This window comes from Ruminococcus flavefaciens, assembly GCF_900116855.1.
GTDB lineage: Bacteria > Bacillota > Clostridia > Oscillospirales > Ruminococcaceae > Ruminococcus > Ruminococcus flavefaciens_R.
The window spans coordinates 214849-232480 of record NZ_UETD01000005.1 but is presented as its reverse complement, the minus strand read 5'-3'; the positions used below and the strand labels follow the sequence as shown (position 1 = coordinate 232480).

Sequence of the window (17632 nt, the reverse complement as noted above, 5' to 3'; positions counted from 1 at the left end):
CCTCCCTTTCTTACTGCTCTGCAGCAAGCTCTGCCTCACGCAGAGATGTCTTTATGCGTGCAATATCCTTCTTTACAGCCTTGAGACGAGCTGTATTATCAAGCTGATTTATAGCCAGCTGGAAACGAAGAGCGAAGAGCTCCTCCTTGAGGCTGGCGAGCTTCTCGTTGAGCTCATCAACTGACATTTCTCTGATTTCCGATGCCTTCATTACTGCTCAACCTCCTGCTCTGCCTTTGTTACGAACTTACACTTGATAGGAAGCTTGTGCATAGCGAGACGCATAGCTTCTCTTGCAGTTTCCTCAGCTACGCCCTTGATCTCAAAGAGAACTCTGCCGGGCTTAACTACTGCTACCCAGTACTCGGGTGAACCCTTACCTGAACCCATTCGTGTTTCAGCGGGCTTCTCTGTGATAGGCTTGTCGGGGAAGATCTTGATCCAAACCTGACCGCCTCTCTTGATGTAACGGGTCATTGCGATACGGGCAGACTCGATCTGGTTGGATGTGATCCAAGCAGGCTCGAGTGCCTGAAGACCGTAATCACCGTAAGTTACCTTATTTCCTCTGTATGCCTTACCCTTCAGACGTCCTCTGTGGACTCTGCGGTACTTAACTCTCTTCGGAAGCAGCATTACTGATTACCTCCTTCTCTTTTAGCGTCACGATTGAAATTTCTGTTTCCGCCTCTTCTGTTACCGTCACGTCTGTCGTCACGGCGGCGTCTGTCATTATTTCTTGTATCGTTCTTGCGCTCGATCTTTTCTCTCTGAGCAGCTGCCTTTGCAGCGTCGCCCTTGAGAACTTCGCCCTTGTAGATCCAAACCTTTACGCCAAGCTTGCCGTATGTTGTATCAGCCTCAGCGAAACCGTAGTCGATGTCAGCACGGATAGTCTGGAGCGGGATAGTACCCTCGTGGTAGCTCTCGCTTCTTGCGATCTCGGCACCGGCAAGTCTGCCTGAAACCTTGACCTTGATACCCTTTGCGCCAAGACGCATTGTTCTGCCGATAGACTGCTTCATAGCTCTTCTGAAAGATACTCTGTTCTCGAGGTCGAGAGCGATCTTCTCTGCTACGAGCTGGCTGTCCATATCGGGCTGCTTTACTTCAATTATGTTGACGAGAACCTGCTTGTTCATCATCTTCTCGAGCTGTGCTCTGAGCTTCTCGATCTCTGCGCCGCCTCTGCCGATAACGATACCGGGCTTAGCGCAGTGGATGTGGATTCTAACCTTATCAGCAAAACGCTCGATCTCGATTCTCGGAACGCCTGCAGCATACAGGCTCTTCTTGATGAAGTTACGAACGTTGTAATCCTCTACGAGAGTGTTGCCGAAATCGGACTTATTTGCATACCAGCGAGAATCCCAATCCTTTATAACGCCGACACGAAGACCGTGCGGATTAACTTTCTGGCCCATTCTTCAAACCTCCTTGGGATTATTCTTTTTCTTTAAGAACAACTGTGATGTGTGATGTTCTCTTTAAAATTCTATATGCTCTGCCATGTGCTCTCGGCATGATTCTCTTCATGATAGGACCGGGTGTTACGAAGCACTCGGAAACTACGAGATTATCCTTATCCATGCTGAAGTTGTTTTCAGCGTTTGCCTGAGCGGACTTAACAAGCTTTGCAACGATAGGGCTTGCAGCCTTAGGAGTAAGATCTAAAGTAGCTAAAGCGAGATCAACAGGCTTGTTTCTGATAAGATCCAGAACAATCTGCACCTTTCTGGGTGATATACGAGCATTTCTTAAATAAGCTCTTGCTTCCATCTCTGAACTCCTCCTTCCGCTTATTTCTTACCGTTGTTGGATGTCTTTGAGCCTGCGTGGCCCTTGTAAGTTCTTGTAGGAGCAAACTCACCGAGCTTGTGACCTACCATATCCTCTGTTACATATACCGGAACGTGCTTACGACCGTCATGTACAGCAAATGTGTGACCTACAAAATCAGGGAATATTGTTGAAGAACGGCTCCATGTCTTGAGGACCTTCTTCTCACCTGCTTCATTCATTGCAACGACCCTCTTCAGGAGAACTTCCTGGACATAAGGTCCCTTCTTAATGCTTCTGCTCATTTAATCAGTTCCTCCTTTCAGATTACTTGCCGTTGCGGCGCTTTACGATGAACTTATCAGTTCTGTGATGCTTCTTACGAGTCTTGTAGCCGAGTGCGGGCTTGCCCCAAGGGGTAACAGGTCCGGGACGGCCGACAGGTGACTTACCTTCACCACCGCCGTGGGGGTGATCGCAGGGGTTCATTACAGAACCGCGAACTGTAGGTCTCCAGCCCATGTTTCTTACACGGCCTGCCTTACCATAGTTAACGTTCTCGTGATCGATGTTGGAAACCTGACCGATTGCAGCCTTGCATCCGATCGGAACCTTTCTCATCTCGCCGGAAGGAAGTCTGATAAGAGCGTAGTTGTCCTCCTTGCCCATGAGCTGAGCCTGGTTGCCTGCGCTTCTTACGAGCTGAGCGCCCTTGCCGGGATAAAGCTCGATAGCGTGGATAAATGTACCAACGGGGATATCAGCGAGCTTGAGAGCGTTGCCGGGCTTGATATCAGCCTCAGCGCCTGACTCGATCTTGTCGCCTACCTTGAGGCCGTTGGGAGCGAGGATGTATCTCTTCTCTCCGTCCTCGTACTGAACGAGAGCGATGAATGCGCTTCTGTTAGGATCGTACTCAAGAGTCTGAACAACAGCGATCATATTGTCCTTGTCTCTCTTGAAGTCGATAACGCGGTACTTTCTTCTGTTACCGCCGCCTCTGTGGCGAACTGTTATACGGCCGTAGCTGTTTCTTCCCGACTTCTTCTTCATGGGTTCGAGAAGGCTCTTCTCCGGCTCAACCTTTGACAGAACCGAGTAGTCAGTTACAGTCATCTGACGTCTCGAAGGTGTCGTAGGCTTATATGTTTTAATAGCCATTTCAACTTTCTCCTTTAATGCATTTTTTGCGGGAGCATTACTCCCATACTTTCTGACTTATACTAATGTAGGGATCAAACCATACCCTCGAAGAACTCGATTGACTTTGAATCCTCTGTAAGAGTGATGATAGCCTTCTTCCAGTCAGATGTCTTGCCGGCGAATCTGCCCACTCTCTTTGAGCGGCCGTTGCAGTTCATAGTGTTTACCTTTGCAACCTCTACGCCGAAGAGCTGCTCTACAGCCTTCTTTATCTCGGACTTGTTAGCGTCCTTAGCAACCTTAAAGGTGTACTTTCCGTTCTGGAGCTCATCCATTGACTTCTCAGTGATAACGGGCTTCAGAATGATGTCCTGAGCTGCTTTCATTATGCGTACACCTCCTCGATCTTTCCAACGGCATTCTTAACAACGATGAACTTATCGTAGTTGAGTATGTCGTAAACATTAAGAGTATTTACAGCAACAGTCTTAACACCGGGGATGTTAGCTGCGCTCTTTACTACCTTTGCATCAGCCTCTGCTGTTACGATGAGAGCCTTGCCCTCAACGCCGAGAGCCTTGAGCATTTCAACAACTGTCTTTGTCTTGTACTCGTCAAGTGTGAGAGCGTCAAGAACGATCATGTTGTTGTCGAGAACCTTAGCAGAAAGCGCAGACTTCATTGCGAGTCTCTTTACCTTCTTGTTAAGGGAATATCTGTAATCTCTGGGCTTGGGGCCGAGAGCGATTCCGCCGTGTACCCACTGAGGAGCACGGGTCGAACCCTGTCTTGCATGGCCTGTACCCTTCTGTCTCCAGGGCTTTCTTCCGCCGCCGCTTACTTCTGTTCTTGTAAGTGTGGACTGTGTACCCTGTCTCTGGTTTGCAAGGTAATTAACAACTGCAGCGTGCATAACGCCTTCGTTGGGAGTGATTCCGAAAACTTCGTCGTTGAGCTCTGTCTCGGAAACCTGCTTACCTGTCATATCAAAAACTGAAATTGTAGACATTTACGCTTCCTCCTTCCTTAAGCCTTTACGCTGTCAACGATATAAACGATACCGCCCTTAGGACCGGGGATAGCGCCCTTGATAGCGATGAGATTGTTCTCAGTGTCTATTTTAACGATTTCGAGATTCTGAACAGTAACCTGCTCTGCACCCATGTGACCTGCCATGCCCTTGCCCTTATAGATTCTTGAAGGGGATGAGCAAGCACCCATTGAACCTGCCTGTCTGTGAACAGGACCTGTACCGTGAGTTTCCTTGAGTCTGTGCTGGTTGTGGCGCTTGATAGCACCTGCGAATCCCTTACCCTTGCTGGTGCCGACAACGTCGATAGCGTCGCCTACAGCAAATGTATCAGCCTTGATGATGTCACCTACGTTAAGAGCGTCGCAGTCGTCAAGTCTGAACTCCTTGAGTTCCTTCTTGCAAGCTACGTCAGCCTTGTCGAAGTGGCCCTTCATAGGCTTGTTAACTCTCTGTACCTTTACGTCGCCGTAGCCCAGCTGAAGAGCTGCATAGCCGTCGTTCTCTACAGTTTTCTTCTGTACAACGACACAGGGGCCGGCTTCTACTACTGTTACAGGAACAACTTTTCCTGTCTCGTCGAAGATCTGAGTCATACCGATCTTCTTACCGATAATGCCTTTCTGCATTTTCTTTTCCTCCTATAGGTTATTGGTTGATGATTTACACATCAACATGACCGACGGTCTACCGTCATCCCGCTTCCCGAGCGGTGGTTTCAAGCGTAATTTCGGTCAATTACTTGACTTCCATAACAACGTCTACGCCTGCGGGGATCTCGAGCTTCTCAAGAGCAGCTGAAGTCTTCTCAGTAGGACGGATAACGTCTACGAGTCTCTTGTGAGTTCTCATCTCGAACTGCTCACGGCTGTCCTTGTACTTGTGTACAGCACGGAGAATTGTAACAACTTCCTTGTCGGTAGGGAGCGGGATAGGTCCCGAAACTCTTGCACCGCTTCTCTTAGCTGCCTCAACGATCTTAGCTGCTGCAATATCAACAGTAGCGTGATCGTAGCCCTTGATCTTGAATCTGATCTTTTCGTTGACTGCCATTATTTTCGCCTCCTTGGAATTAATTACGGGGACGCAGATTGGAATATCACACGTTTCCGTGTGTTTCATGCCTCATCTCATAAAAAAACTCGAAAAACCGTTGTTTTCCGAGCCGTCTTAACAAAATATGAGCACAAAAAGAGCATAATCCACGCATACGCAAGCTGCGTGAAGAATAACCACAAACTGTGTTCGATATCCCATTCGCCCGGTTTAAAATCGGACATACTCCACGGAAATTACCTGCCATACCGGCAGCAACCTTCCGCTTCAACGCATATCTTCTGCAGTCAGCGCGCATATCAGCGCACTCAACGTAACCTATTATACCACATATATAGGGATAAATCAACAATTTGCAGAAATTGTAATTGTAAATTTTTAATGAACGATAATTTTGTTTTAACTATATCTGCTTCCCATTGGAAAAAGAACCTCCCGAGAGCTGTTTTTCGCCCTCGGGAGCGGTATTTTACTTCTCGACAGCTGTCGCTTCCTTCTCAGCCTTAGCAGCCTCGACGCCCTTCTTCAGAAGGAATACGCAGAGGTCGTACAGCTTGTGGATGACGATAGCGCTGATAAGTGAGCATATGAATATCTTGGGCACTACCTCGTACCAGTGACCGAGACGCTCGCCCACCTCGGCGTACTTCTCGTTGAAGCCGATATGGCGCTCGGAATTCATGTCCTTCTGCCAGCTGTTGTAGAACATATTGTCAAAGATGTAGGAGATAAGGTATGTGGCAAGGGTAACTCCCGAAAGCTGACGGAGCACGAACTTGACGCCCTTGTTCTTTGTGGTGATGTCAAAGAGCAGCAGGAATATGCAGACCGCAACAAGGAAAACGGGGTATGTTCCGTAGTCGTTGAAGTGCCATGAAAGGAAGTGCTGCTCGTTCTCTACATCTGCGACGCTCTGCTTGTAGGTGCTCCATGTAAGGAAGCCCAGTGAAGCGCAGAAGCAGGCAAAGATGATGAGCTTGTTGCGGATATTTCTCTTAGGCGGACAGTCGCGTATGAAGGCGCCCACATAGTAGTAAGCCAGAGGCCACGCACCGTTGAGATAATCTGGCAGCGCCTTTATCTGGGTGTCTCTGTCAAAGCCGAGGAAAAAGCTTCTTGCAAATATGGTAAATGCAAAAACAGTTAAGGTCATTATGAACTTCTGCTTGTTGTTCTTGCAGCCGTTGAACGCAAGGTTGATGAACGGGATAGCAAGAAAGAGCGCGATGTAGTAGTTGATGTACCAGCCGTACTGTGCGTTGCTGTACTCAAGGAAGCCCTTGAATATATCCCAGTTCTTGAATTCATAGTGCTGGATGTCCTGCTTGAACTTCAGACATATGACGCTGATGACAAGGTAAATGACGATTATCTTGATAATTCCCGTGTAGTACTTCGCACTGAAAGTCTTGTTCTTCATGAGGTATCCCGTGGATATCATGAACAGAGGAACGCAGGTGTAGGCAAACCAGCGCATAGCGATGGGACCCACAGCCGAGGTGTTTGTAAGGGGGGTATAGTAGAAGCCGTTATACAAGAAGAAATGTACGCTGATAACAAGTATTACCGCAAGTATCTTTACAATGTCTATTCCTGCGAAATACGGCTTCATAGGCACAGCAGGAGCTGCGGGTGCTGCCGCTTCGGCTGCCTTGACCTCCTTGCCCGTATCCTTGGGCTTTTTGTCCTTGGTATCGGCTGCCTTTTTGGCTGTTTCTTTTTCGGCAGCAGCCTTCTGTTTCTTTTCCATTATGTAATACCTCCACGTTTTATATTCTTTCATTTGCAGTATCGCCGTGTCACTGTTTCCTTATCATTATATCAGCCCGTCACAGCACTGTCAATAGCTGCTCATATTTTTTAGACGGATATTTCCGCATAATCTCTCAGCTTCCGAAAATATATTTCAGCACTGTCAGAACTGTGTCGCCCACCGACTTGGAATTGACCACATCAAGAGCTCTGTCAGGGCGGTCGGTGATGATATTGTCCACGCCGAGAGCCATCATCTTCTGCATCTCGCTCTGTCGGTCAACCGTCCATACAAATATGCGCTTGCCGTTATGGTGGGCAGAGTTGACCACGCTCTGGTTGACAAAGAGGTAGTTCATGCTCACCGCATCTATGTAGGGCAGCTGCGCATATGAAGTCGCCGTAGCAAGATTTGCAATAAAGGCTGTCTTTATCTTTGGGTTGAGCTGCTTCACCTTTTTCAGCGCAGGATAGGAGAAAGAGGTCACATAGCAGGAATTTACTATGCCGTACTCCTCCACCAGCTCCACCACCTTTTCGGCGGTTCGCTTTGGGTCTCCGGAGCGCTTTATCTCTATGTTCAGCATGATGTCCTTCCCCACAAGGTCAAGCACCTCAGTCATGGACGGTATGCGTACATCGTCGAACTCGCCGTCCTTGCCGAACCATGAGCCTGCCGAGAACTGCATGAGCTCGTCGTAGGTATAGCTGCTCAGCTTGCCTGTGCCGTCGGTGGTACGGTCAAGCTTGTCATCGTGGCAGACCACGAGAACATCATCGGCAGTGAGCTGCACGTCCAGCTCGATATAATCCGCGCCGCAGTCCATAGCCGCCTCAAAGGCAGGCAGCGTGTTCTCGGGAGCTTTTCTCGAAAAGCCTCTGTGCGCCGTTACCTGAGTCCTGCTCAGGACTCCCACGTTAAGGCTGACATTTCCCTGTGACAGCGCCTTGAAATAGGACAGGTTCATAACAAGACCTGTCGCGATAAGTACAGTGACCAGAATAGCGCTGTGTCCGCGCTTCATCTTCTTTATGCTATTGTTGGGCAGCACCAGCTCCTCATCCTTGTTGTCGGCAAGGAATTTATTTGTAAGCCAGCACATCACCGCAGGTGCGGAGAAGAATGCGGAAACAGCAGTAAATACGCTCCATGTATAGCGCAGCACCTTCAGCGCAGTACCGAAAGCTGCTCTCGGCTCGGAGAAGCCCTTGATGATGAATACTATGATGAAGCTCAGTCCGAATGTGACAGCCGCTATGATGAGCACGACGGCAAGGCTCCACAGGAACAGTGAGATTATCATTTTAACGCGCTGACCGCTGATCTTCTCGCGGCTCTTTTTTATACAGTCGCGGAAGGAGTACTTCGTCAGTATGAGGTAGTGTATGCTGTAGCTTCCGTTTATCATCAGAATGATGAACAACAGCTGTATAAGTATGTATGAGGCGATAGCCATACTGCCGCTGACAGAGTAGAATATCCTCCTCAGCACAGGCATAAGCGGTGCCATGAACATACCTGAGGACAGCGAGAACTGCGCCAGAGGCATGACAGCCATATATGCAAGGAAGGAGACTATGCCCGAGCCCTTGAAGGCTTTTCCGAAGGCGCGCAGTCCCGTCCTGAACATACCTCCCGTGAATATCCGCTCACCCTTGCCGAAGCAGGAGAAGCAGGCGGCAAGTGCGGACAGCTCCACAAAGGAGAAAAAGGCATAACAAAAGAGCATCAGCACGATAACGATGATCGTGGCGGGATGCTTCAGATAAACGAGAAGATTTTCGTCATTAAGGTAATTTATGCCCGAGAGCTTCATTGTCAGCTTCAGCAGCAGCGCCAGCACGGGAGTACCGATGGCAAGCAGCAGGAGCTTGAATATAAGTTCAAATATGAGGAAGTGAGGGACAGCTCTCAGGAAAACACCTGTGGTTTTCAGGATCTTTTTCATGTGTTTTACTCCGAACAAGTGAATATACTTAAATTATACGCTCTTACAGGCAACTTGTCAATAAAAAGTTGAGAGCTGAAAGCTTATGTTTACGCTCGGGGCGTTAACATAACTCTCAACTCTCAACTTTAAACTCTCAACTGAAATTATCCGACGATGCCTGAGCGCTCTATGCCCTCGGTGAAGTGCTTCTGCATGAACACATACATCAGCAGCACAGGTGCTATTGACAGCAGGCAGCCTGCTTCCTTCCAGACTATCTGCTCTCTCGGACTTATCTGCACAGTAGGGTCGTTGAACAGCCTTATCTTCAGCTCATTGTCCAGATTTGTCAGCATAAGGGCTATTGTCTTTGTGTTAGTGAAGAAAGTGTTGCTCACATAGTAATCGTTCCAGTACCACACCACCGAGAACAGGAACACCGTCAGGAAGGCAGGTGCCGCATTTGGCGCGATAACGCTCACGAATGTTCTGAACGGTCCGCAGCCGTCTATGTATGCCGCGTCCTCAAGCTCACGGGGAAGCCCCTTGAAGAACTGCCTGAATATGAATATCATCAGTCCTGCGCGTATGCCGTTTGCAGTCATTGCAGGCAGGTACATGGTAAGCCTGCTGTCGATGAGGTTCACGCTGAACAGCCCCTTTATGCCGAAGTATCGGAAAAGCGTGTAAAGCGGCAGTGATATTACCTGTGTCGGCACCAGTATCATCATTATGACTATGACAAAGAACAGCTTCTTGCCTCTGAACTCAAATCTCGCAAAGCCGTAGCCCGTTATGGCACAGGATATGACCTGCACCAGCGAGCAGCCTATATTCAGCAGCAGGGTATTCCCCAGAGTCTTCCAGTAGTCCATAGCGTCTATGGTCTCGGTTATTATTCTGAAGGTGTAGTGTCTCGGTATCCACATTACGGTGGGGTCGCTCATGTCCGCCCTCTCTCTGAAGGCGCAGCTTATCATATATATAAGAGGATACATGATGACGAAGCCCAGCCCGATGAGTATGACTGCCCTGAATACGGGCCAGACCTTCTCTGCGGCAGCCTTTCTGCGCAGATAGCCTCTCTCCTCACGGGTCATGGACTGCATATGCAGCTTTTTCAGCTGACGCCTGCTCATGCCTCCGCCTATCTCCTCGGCGGACTTTACCTTTGGTGCAGCTGTCTCATCAGCCATGCTTCTCACCTCCTCAGTCGGTCTCGTATTGTATGAATTTGCCTGTCAGCCATGCAAAAACGCCTATGGCTCCCAGAACTATGGCGAAGTACACCCATGCCATTGCAGAGGCTCCTCCGAACTCCCACTGGTTCTTCATCGCCACGATACGGTTCATGACGCTGTTCATGGGGTTGGTAAAGGAGTCTATGACAGTGAATATAAGGTTAGCCAGTATGAATGGGCTCACCGAGGGGAAAACGATCTTCCAGAAGTACTCCCATGCCGTAGCTCCCTCCATCTGTGCGGCTTCCCTGACGTCCTTAGATATGTTCTGAAGACCTGCAAGGAACAGCAGTATCTGTATTCCCGAGCTCCAGACTATGCCGAATACGTTGTCTGCCACAGCTGTGATAAAGGTGTTCATTCTGTCGCTTATGCCGTAAATGCCGAGGAACTCCATGAGCTCGCCCACAAGGTCCGTGGAGAACATAGTCGAGAACTGCTCGGCGCCTGCGTTGCCCGTGGACTCCATATCGCCGCTGATTATTCTGAAAACAGGTCCCGTGGCGATGATGACGGGCAGGAAGAAAACTGCTCTTGCCAGAGTCCTTCCCCTGAACTTCTGATTGAGTATGACCGCTATGAACAGGGAGAAAACCAGTATCAGCGGAGTCTTCCACAGGGTCTCCAGCAGGGTGTCTATGAGGTAGTCCGTATAGTAGGGGTCCTCATTGAGGACGACGTTGTAGTTTTTCAGTCCCACGAACTGCGTTTTCAGCGCACCGGGCTCTACGGAAACATCGCAGAATGAGTACCACAGCGACTTTCCCAGAGGGATGAGGAAGAACAGTATTGTTCCTATGAGCCACAGGCTTATGAAGCCGTAGCCGTACATTGATTTCCGCCGCTGATATGACATTATGCGGCGTTTTTTCCTGCTTTCTGCCGCAGGGGCAGTCTTTCCGCTCATATTTTCCTCCTTCCCTGTCAGTCTTTAAGGTCTATTGCTCCGCCGTCCCAGCTTACAGTGCGCTCAACCAGATCGGTGGTGACGGTGATACCATTGGAATAATCCGTGGTTATGGTGTCCCCGTCCCTTTCATAGCCTGTAATGAAGCTGTCCGACACCTGCTCCAGCATTGGCGCAAGAAGACTCTGCTCCCTTGCGGCAGTGTCGGTCCAGTATTTATAATTCGCGTAATAGAGCGTATCCAGCTCCGTGTCTTTGAGCTCCCCTGTCTCCTCGTATATCATATCGTAGCTTAGACAGCTTCCCGTTGCCGCTGCCATGAGCACAGCGGTCTCGGGGTCGGCGCTGCCGTTTATAGCTTCCGATGAATAGGGCAGGACTCCGTGGAGCACCATCTGATAGAACGGTATATCCTCGTCGAAGATATCCGACCTGCCCGAGCTCAGGGGAACGTCCTTAATTCTGCTGACATAGGGCAGCGCATAGGCATTGGCAGTATCGGCAAGTATGCCGTTTTCAAGGCTGCTGTCCAGCCTGCTGTAGCCCTCCTCAAGGAGGCTCTCAGCCTTTGCGCGGGATATGCCTTTCTTGCCGTAGTCTCCGTACAGTGAGCTTGTAAGGTCACCGAGGGAAACTCCCTCAAGACCGTTTTTCGGGTAGTTCTCGGAGATATCCCCCAGCACCTCGCCAAAATAGCCCGGCGAGAGCAGGGACATATTCTTTCTGAACTTATTTGGTATGCCGTAGGCTCTGTCGTAGCTGACTATCCTCGAATATGAGCCCGAAACGCGGACCGCTGTGTCCGTAAAGGAGTAGTAGCCGTTGCCCGAATAGAAGTCCCTGTTGTCGGACACGGGATAGAAGCTGTAGCCCTTGTCGTTTATAAGGTCGGTGAGCTTTCCGAAGCCCGACCTGCCGCCCAGCTTGCCCGAGGGCTTGCCGTCGGTATCCACCTTGTTCTTTATGCCGTCATTTGTCCAGTTCTTGTAGGAAATGACCATATCCTCCACGCCGCCGCTGCCGAGGCTGCCGATGATATCAGCTGCCTGACCGTAGTCGGTGACAGAAGTCCTCAGTGATATGGGTATGCCCAGAACAGGCTTTTTCTTCATAACTCCGCCATAGAGTGTGAGATACATGGGAGCCTCGCCTGCGGTGCTCCTTTTTGTGACACCCTTTTCCTCCATGAGGTATCTGCGGTATCTTTCGGCGATATCGGTGTAGTCCGCGCCTTTTTTGGAGATGGGATAGTATCTCATTTCAATATCGTCGGACTTTATGCTGCCGCTTTCAAATACAGTATATTTCTCGTTGCTGCTGCCTGACATATAGAAGCTGTCGGTGCTGCGGAGAATGAATGAGAGGTTGCAGATGTTGTAGCTGCTGCCAGACTGCCTTGACACATTGGCAGTGAGGTATGCGTTTGAGTCGCCCTTTGCGGCAACTGCCAGCAGGGCATTGTCCTCCTTGACCACGCCGTAGACGGGCAGGTATATCTGCCCCGTCACCGCCCCTTTGTTCTGGGGCACGGCGGTAACATCGTTACCGTAGACTCTCTGCTGATAAATGTTGTTCTGGAAGGAGCGATTGTTGTTGAAGCGCACCAGCGCTCCGCAGCCGTCGGGGATAACGTAATAGCCCTCCTCCTTGTCGGAGGCAGCTCCCAGACTTCCCAGCACAGTCATTTCCGTGACCACATTGGCGGCATTGGTCTCCTTTATCTCGGACACCTTAACAGCCGCAATGAGACAGTCCTCCCCGAGGGTGTACTCCACAGGCACCTTAAAGCCTGCGTTTTTGTAGTCATACTCCACGCGGATACCATCCTTTATGTCCTTGACGGTGAATGTGCAGTCGTTCTCGTTTCCCGAGCGCAGCACATTGTTGCCCGAGCGCTTCAGGGGCACTCCGTAGCGGACCACGTTAGATGAGCGCAGCTCGTCCGCAAGAAGGGCTGTGGCAGCTCTGTCCTGTGTGGCTTCAAGGGGGGACGACCACCATATATAGCCCGTTTCCTTGACCTCGATGCCGAAAACAGCGCTCCTGTCGTCAACTATCATGCGCAGCTTCTCATTCTCCGCGCCGCTGCGGTATGCTCCGAGGAAGTGCTTCCTGTCGGCGGTGAGCCATGCGAAGCTGTCCCCTGCGGTGTACACCCGTCTGCCGTCCTCTATGCCGTCATAGGTGAAGGTCTCGTCAACGCCCCTCAAGTCCTTTTTAAGAATCTCCACTGTCTTTCCGTCAGAGGAGATGAATGCATATCTGCTGTCGAGAGTGGAGACCACCTGTCTCAGCCTTACGACTTTTGTAGTGTCCTCGTCGGTGATGATGAAGAACCTGCCTGCGTCGCTGACCCAGAGCCTGCCCTCATCGCACTTGCTGCCGCTCTTGAATGAAGCCGCAGCCTTACCTGTCTTTGTATCAATTATAACAAGCTCGCCCAGCTTTTTCAGCTCGGCGATCTTGTCCGCGAGGAGCTGCTGCTCCTCGGTGTAGTCCTTTTTGCTCTTGGGCTTGCCGCCTGCCTTTTCCCAGAGCTCATCATCGAAGTCCTTGTCCTTATAGTAGACGTCGAAGCCGTCGGCAGAGCCTATCTTTTTCAGATACTGCTCCGCGTCCTCCTGAGACAGCTCCGCTTTCTCCACTGCCTCGGAGCGCTTGGCTTTCTCCTCGGCGGCGGCAGTCTCCTCAGTGTCCTCCTCTGTCAGCTCGGGGGCAGTCTCATTGTCCTCCCCGTCTGCATAGGCACTGCATGGCACAGTCATGACAGCAGCCGCAAGGAGACAAAGCAGCAGCTTTTTTCCTATTCTTCCCATGGGCACCGCCTTTCAGACACGAGCCCTGTATGAGAGCTCGGTGTAAACGGTGGATATGAATATGAATATCTGCTGTATCAGCGACATAAGCAGCACCAGCAGGAACAGCATTATGAGCATTGCCCCTATGGTCAGCACTATGGCGAGGACGGTCTTGCCGAAGGAGTACTGATGTACCGACTTTATTGCCGAAAACAGCAGTATCACCGTCCACCCCACGCCTATGAGCTCGATTATCTGCATGAACACATACTCGTCCCGTATGAGGAAATGGGAGAGTATGACATTGATGTAGAGCTGTACCGTGTATGGTATGAGTGCATAGGCACTGTAAATACATATATTTTTCAGCGTTCCCTCTCCGTCAAGGAGGGTACACACCGACCAGTTCCCCACTGTCCACGCGCCGAAAAGCACGAAGCTCCGCACGATATATGGGATTATATTGAAGGTCTTGTCGTAGGCGATATAGAACTGGAAGCCGTAGAGCCTGCCGAAGGCTATCTCTCCGAAAAAGAGCAGCACTATTATCAGGGCGGCTATCTTCAGTGAGCCCGATTTCTTCCAGCGCATATCCTCGAAGCCCTCAACAGGGTGCATGACAGCATACTTCACCCACTGTCTCTGTGTAAGGTCCATCATGACTGCTGCTCCTCCTCTCCCTTATGAGTATCTGCTCTGCGTCTCTTTTTCAGCCTGCCGCGGACTATGAGCGCCCCTGCGGCAAGGACGATGACTGCGGCGATAACGGGGAAGTTCTCCTTGAGGAACTCCCTGCGCCTTCCCTCGAAAGCCTTGTTGTATATATCGCCTGCATCCGCAAGCTTTGCATATTTCATGGCACCCTTGTAGTCCCCCTGCCTGAGCAGAGCGGAAGCCACTCCCACATAGGCTCTGTTGTAGTTTCCGTCCCTTTTCAGCACCTCCTGCCACGGTCCGAGGGCTTCCTCATAATAGCCTGCATTATGGAGAGCCGCCGCCTCATGGACTATGCTGCCGAAAGAGGTCTCCCTGAACACGGTTATGGTGTCCTTCATGGAGTCGAGGACATATAGCTCGCTGCCGCGGGACTCCACCGCTGCCACATGGTCAAAACCGCCTGTCTGCTTGGCTATGGTGCCTGTGATGAACAGCAGATTGCAGTCCTCATCGTACTGGAACACCCTGCCTGTGGTAAAGTCAAGGCAGTTTATGCAGCCGTCCTCGGATACGTCGATATCCACGATGGACGGCGAGAGAACCTTGTTCCGCGAGGTGTCGTACATGGGAGTGTAGTCCCCGAAGGTAAGCTCCATGTTGGCGAAGATGTTCCTGCCTGCGGCGTTTAGCTTCTTCACCGTGTCGGTAGTCTGGGTTCCCGAGGCTGTGCAGGTGAATATGAAGTCCCCGTCGATATCGAATGAGGTTATGCCAGAGGGAACAGTTCTTGTCCTGTGAGCTTTCTTCTCGTCGGACATGAATATGCTCTTTATGTAGTTGCCTATTATCTTTGCAGTAGGCTCCACGCGGTTTGCGCCGTAAAAGCCCGAGAAGCTGCCGTCGGGAGCAAACATTGCCGCGCCCGTGGTTATATTGCCCAGCACCACATAGACGTTGCCGCCCTTGTCGGCGATGACGCGCTGGGGCAGGAATGTACGCTTCTGGTCATAGACCTCGGACTCAGGTTTGGTTATCTCGCTCTGAACATTGCCCTCCTTGTCGGAGATGAGGACTCTGGAATTATCGCTGTCGGCAATGTATATGAAGCCGTTCTCCGCCGACACGAAAACACCCATAGGCTTGTTGAGGGTGGTCTCGGAGCCGTCGGGCATGGTGAAGCGGTCATAGATATGTATGACCTTCTCAAGACTGCTGTCCGCGGCGATTATGCGGTTATTGCCCGTATCGGTGATGTATAGCACGCCCTCATCGTCAAAGAAGATGTCGGAGGGGTCGCTGAAGGCTCCCACACCGAGATCAAAGCCCGAAACAGCGCGGTCAGCAGTATATCCAGCCTGTGAGGGTATGGCATCCCCCCAGTTGTCATAGTTATAGCTCTCGTAGGGCTCTCCCGAAGCCGCCGAGGAGCATGGTGCCAAAAGTGTCAGTGCGGCAAGTGCCGCTGCAAACACGCCCGTATATCTTTTCACTTGCCTCACTCCCTTCCGACAGTTGAACCGTATATTATTCCTTTATTCCCGAATGCGCCATGGTCTCGATGACCTGTCTCTGCGCCAGCATGAATATGACTATGGGCGGTATCAGCAGGAAAACTGCCGCCGCCATTGCCACGCCTGCTCTTGCGAGTCCCGAGGAAGCCGCCTGTGTTACCACCGTGGGCAGGGTCTTGTACTGTTCCCTGAACACCACGGAGCCTGTCTGGATGTTCCATGCGCCCTGAAATGCGAATATTATCAGCGTCATGAGGGCAGGCTTCTGATTTGGTATGACTATCTGCCAGCATATGCGGAAAAGTCCTGCTCCGTCCACCTTTGCCGCCTCTATCATGGAGTCGGGCACCTGACTTATGGACTGCCTCATGAGAAAAAGTCCCATGGGCGAGGCTATGGCAGGGAATATCAGCGCCATGTAGGTGTCTATCATGTGCAGCTTTGCCATGACGATGTACTGCATGATGTATATTACGCTGCTCTGGTAGAGAAGCGCCACGACGATAACGCCGTTTATGAATTTGCTTCCCGGGAATTTGCACTTCGCCAGCACGAATGCCGCCATCGACGAAAACACGCATTGCAGCACCGTTACCGTCACGGTTACGAATATGCTGTTGAACACATATCTTGAAAAGGGCACCCTGTTCTGGTGGAGCACCCTGAACATATCCCTGAAATTATCAAGGGTAGGTCTTACGGCGTAGAGCTTGGGCGGAAAGACAAAGAGCTCCTCCACAGGCTTTATGGACATTATCACCGTAAGATATATGGGCAGGAACATGAAAAGTCCCAGCAGTGCAAGGAAAAGGAATATGACCATACTGCCGCCGTACTTTCTGCCTGCCTGTCTGTTTGAGCCGCGAAGCTTCGCGGTATTTATCTCTGCCACTGCTTCGCCTCCTCAGTCCATATACTTGCCGAGGACCTTGCTGATGAGCTTGTTCAGCAGGAACATGGCAACGAAAAGTATCATACATATAGCCGAGGCATAGCCCATCTCAAAGCGCTGCCAGCCGTAGTCAAAGGCATGGGTCATGATGGTATGGGCTTTGTAGTCAGTGCTTGGGAAGCCCACGAGGTTCTGGGCTACTGTGCCTGCGGTAAAGGAGCTCACTATCTGCATTACTGCTGCGAACATGAGCTGGGGCCCCATTGATGGGATAACGATGTATATGAGCTCCTGCCAGCGTGTGCGTATGCCCTCGATGGCTCCTGCCTCATACATGGAGCGGTCGATGTTCTGGAAGCCCGCGCGGAGGGCAAGGAAGCCTGCTCCGAGGGATATCCACAGCTGCACTACTATGGTGACGCCGAGGACATATCTGCCGTCGGTGAGCCACTGCACTGGAGCGTTGATGATACCGAGGTTTATAAGGAACGAGTTCAGATAGCCGTTCATATCACCGCTGAAGATAAGCTTCCACACCGTATACACGTTAGCCATTGAGGGGGCATAGAATATAAGGGTGAAAAAGGTCTTGAGCTTTGGGTGCATTTCGTTTATGAGCCATGCCAGCAGGAAGCACAGCACATAGCTGACGGGTCCCGTAAGCAGGGCGAACACAATAGTGACCCTTATGGAGCGCATGAATATCTTGTCGGAGAAGAAAAGGGTCGTGAAGTTGGAAAGTCCCACGAATTTGGGCGGCCTTGCCATATCGAAGTCCGTAAAGCCCATAGGCAGGGACATCAGCACGGGGACAGCCGTAAAGAGTATGAAGAATATCATAAAGGGCGCAAGCATACCGTAGCAGGCTTTATTGCGCTTTATATCGCGCCAGAGAGCGCCTTTCCCACGCTTCTGAGTTTTGACCGCCATTTTTT

The 17632-nt window shown here is 50.8% G+C and carries 19 protein-coding genes; all 19 read right to left on the bottom strand.

The genetic code is table 11. The features are described 5' to 3' along the window. Positions 1-10: 10 nt before the first annotated feature. Positions 11-211 (bottom strand): 50S ribosomal protein L29, encoded by a 201-nt coding sequence (gene rpmC, locus DSZ37_RS06760; RefSeq protein WP_109726171.1) that lies wholly within the window; start codon positions 209-211, stop codon positions 11-13. Next, entirely contained in the window at positions 211-636 is a 426-nt protein-coding gene (gene rplP, locus DSZ37_RS06755; protein WP_019680106.1) for a 50S ribosomal protein L16, read from the bottom strand. Before rplP ends, rpmC begins: the two co-directional genes overlap by 1 nt. Continuing rightward, on the bottom strand, positions 636-1424 hold the full coding sequence (gene rpsC / locus DSZ37_RS06750; RefSeq protein ID WP_028519370.1) for a 30S ribosomal protein S3: 789 nt from the start codon (positions 1422-1424) through the stop codon (positions 636-638). The genes rplP and rpsC overlap by 1 nt, the downstream gene beginning before the upstream one ends. 19 nt (positions 1425-1443) lie before the next feature. After that, complete coding sequence (gene rplV / locus DSZ37_RS06745) at positions 1444-1779, bottom strand: 50S ribosomal protein L22 (protein WP_109726170.1); 336 nt, start codon at positions 1777-1779, stop codon at positions 1444-1446. Between the two features lie 20 nt (positions 1780-1799). Then, entirely contained in the window at positions 1800-2084 is a 285-nt protein-coding gene (gene rpsS, locus DSZ37_RS06740) for a 30S ribosomal protein S19 (RefSeq protein ID WP_009984992.1), read from the bottom strand. Positions 2085-2106: 22 nt separating this feature from the next. Beyond that, entirely contained in the window at positions 2107-2940 is an 834-nt protein-coding gene (gene rplB, locus DSZ37_RS06735; RefSeq protein WP_109726169.1) for a 50S ribosomal protein L2, read from the bottom strand. Between the two features lie 74 nt (positions 2941-3014). Beyond that, positions 3015-3308, bottom strand: coding sequence for a 50S ribosomal protein L23 (gene rplW, locus DSZ37_RS06730; protein WP_028519372.1), 294 nt, complete (start codon positions 3306-3308; stop codon positions 3015-3017). Further along, positions 3308-3931 (bottom strand): 50S ribosomal protein L4, encoded by a 624-nt coding sequence (gene rplD, locus DSZ37_RS06725; RefSeq protein WP_109726168.1) that lies wholly within the window; start codon positions 3929-3931, stop codon positions 3308-3310. The genes rplW and rplD overlap by 1 nt, the downstream gene beginning before the upstream one ends. A 17-nt stretch (positions 3932-3948) precedes the next feature. After that, positions 3949-4581, bottom strand: coding sequence for a 50S ribosomal protein L3 (gene rplC, locus DSZ37_RS06720; RefSeq protein ID WP_019680099.1), 633 nt, complete (start codon positions 4579-4581; stop codon positions 3949-3951). A gap of 109 nt (positions 4582-4690) precedes the next feature. Further along, positions 4691-5005, bottom strand: a complete 315-nt coding sequence (gene rpsJ / locus DSZ37_RS06715; RefSeq protein ID WP_109726167.1) for a 30S ribosomal protein S10 — start codon at positions 5003-5005, stop codon at positions 4691-4693. Between the two features lie 472 nt (positions 5006-5477). Beyond that, positions 5478-6758, bottom strand: a complete 1281-nt coding sequence (locus DSZ37_RS06710) for an acyltransferase (RefSeq protein WP_173386794.1) — start codon at positions 6756-6758, stop codon at positions 5478-5480. 136 nt (positions 6759-6894) lie between these two features. Then, positions 6895-8709 carry a glycerophosphodiester phosphodiesterase family protein gene (locus tag DSZ37_RS06705; protein ID WP_109726165.1) on the bottom strand — a complete coding sequence of 605 codons (1815 nt, stop codon included), beginning with the start codon at positions 8707-8709 and terminating at the stop codon, positions 6895-6897. A gap of 146 nt (positions 8710-8855) precedes the next feature. Continuing rightward, positions 8856-9887 (bottom strand): carbohydrate ABC transporter permease, encoded by a 1032-nt coding sequence (locus DSZ37_RS06700; RefSeq protein WP_109726164.1) that lies wholly within the window; start codon positions 9885-9887, stop codon positions 8856-8858. 13 nt (positions 9888-9900) lie between these two features. Then, complete coding sequence (locus tag DSZ37_RS06695) at positions 9901-10839, bottom strand: carbohydrate ABC transporter permease (RefSeq protein WP_109726163.1); 939 nt, start codon at positions 10837-10839, stop codon at positions 9901-9903. Positions 10840-10856: 17 nt separating this feature from the next. Continuing rightward, complete coding sequence (locus DSZ37_RS06690; RefSeq protein WP_109726162.1) at positions 10857-13655, bottom strand: DUF5696 domain-containing protein; 2799 nt, start codon at positions 13653-13655, stop codon at positions 10857-10859. Positions 13656-13667: 12 nt separating this feature from the next. After that, positions 13668-14297 (bottom strand): YIP1 family protein, encoded by a 630-nt coding sequence (locus DSZ37_RS06685; protein ID WP_109726161.1) that lies wholly within the window; start codon positions 14295-14297, stop codon positions 13668-13670. After that, a complete protein-coding gene (locus DSZ37_RS06680) occupies positions 14294-15784 on the bottom strand; it encodes a hypothetical protein (RefSeq protein ID WP_109726160.1) in 1491 nt (496 codons plus the stop codon). The genes DSZ37_RS06685 and DSZ37_RS06680 overlap by 4 nt, the downstream gene beginning before the upstream one ends. A 34-nt stretch (positions 15785-15818) precedes the next feature. Beyond that, complete coding sequence (locus DSZ37_RS06675) at positions 15819-16697, bottom strand: carbohydrate ABC transporter permease (protein ID WP_109726159.1); 879 nt, start codon at positions 16695-16697, stop codon at positions 15819-15821. 12 nt (positions 16698-16709) lie between these two features. Continuing rightward, complete coding sequence (locus tag DSZ37_RS06670; protein WP_109726158.1) at positions 16710-17627, bottom strand: carbohydrate ABC transporter permease; 918 nt, start codon at positions 17625-17627, stop codon at positions 16710-16712. Between the last annotated feature and the right edge of the window lie 5 nt (positions 17628-17632).

Bases quoted from the DNA above. Each gene is read 5' to 3' on its own strand.
- rplC (WP_019680099.1), bottom strand. From the start codon at position 4,581: ATGCAGAAAGGCATTATCGGTAAGAAGATCGGTATGACTCAGATCTTC.
- DSZ37_RS06670 (WP_109726158.1), bottom strand. From the start codon at position 17,627: ATGGCGGTCAAAACTCAGAAGCGTGGGAAAGGCGCTCTCTGGCGCGAT.
- rpsC (WP_028519370.1), bottom strand. From the start codon at position 1,424: ATGGGCCAGAAAGTTAATCCGCACGGTCTTCGTGTCGGCGTTATAAAG.
- rpsJ (WP_109726167.1), bottom strand. From the start codon at position 5,005: ATGGCAGTCAACGAAAAGATCAGATTCAAGATCAAGGGCTACGATCAC.
- rpmC (WP_109726171.1), bottom strand. From the start codon at position 211: ATGAAGGCATCGGAAATCAGAGAAATGTCAGTTGATGAGCTCAACGAG.
- DSZ37_RS06695 (WP_109726163.1), bottom strand. From the start codon at position 10,839: ATGAGCGGAAAGACTGCCCCTGCGGCAGAAAGCAGGAAAAAACGCCGC.
- rplP (WP_019680106.1), bottom strand. From the start codon at position 636: ATGCTGCTTCCGAAGAGAGTTAAGTACCGCAGAGTCCACAGAGGACGT.
- DSZ37_RS06700 (WP_109726164.1), bottom strand. From the start codon at position 9,887: ATGGCTGATGAGACAGCTGCACCAAAGGTAAAGTCCGCCGAGGAGATA.
- rplD (WP_109726168.1), bottom strand. From the start codon at position 3,931: ATGTCTACAATTTCAGTTTTTGATATGACAGGTAAGCAGGTTTCCGAG.
- rplB (WP_109726169.1), bottom strand. From the start codon at position 2,940: ATGGCTATTAAAACATATAAGCCTACGACACCTTCGAGACGTCAGATG.
- rpsS (WP_009984992.1), bottom strand. From the start codon at position 2,084: ATGAGCAGAAGCATTAAGAAGGGACCTTATGTCCAGGAAGTTCTCCTG.
- DSZ37_RS06690 (WP_109726162.1), bottom strand. From the start codon at position 13,655: ATGGGAAGAATAGGAAAAAAGCTGCTGCTTTGTCTCCTTGCGGCTGCT.
- DSZ37_RS06685 (WP_109726161.1), bottom strand. From the start codon at position 14,297: ATGATGGACCTTACACAGAGACAGTGGGTGAAGTATGCTGTCATGCAC.
- rplV (WP_109726170.1), bottom strand. From the start codon at position 1,779: ATGGAAGCAAGAGCTTATTTAAGAAATGCTCGTATATCACCCAGAAAG.
- DSZ37_RS06710 (WP_173386794.1), bottom strand. From the start codon at position 6,758: ATGGAAAAGAAACAGAAGGCTGCTGCCGAAAAAGAAACAGCCAAAAAG.
- rplW (WP_028519372.1), bottom strand. From the start codon at position 3,308: ATGAAAGCAGCTCAGGACATCATTCTGAAGCCCGTTATCACTGAGAAG.
- DSZ37_RS06705 (WP_109726165.1), bottom strand. From the start codon at position 8,709: ATGAAAAAGATCCTGAAAACCACAGGTGTTTTCCTGAGAGCTGTCCCT.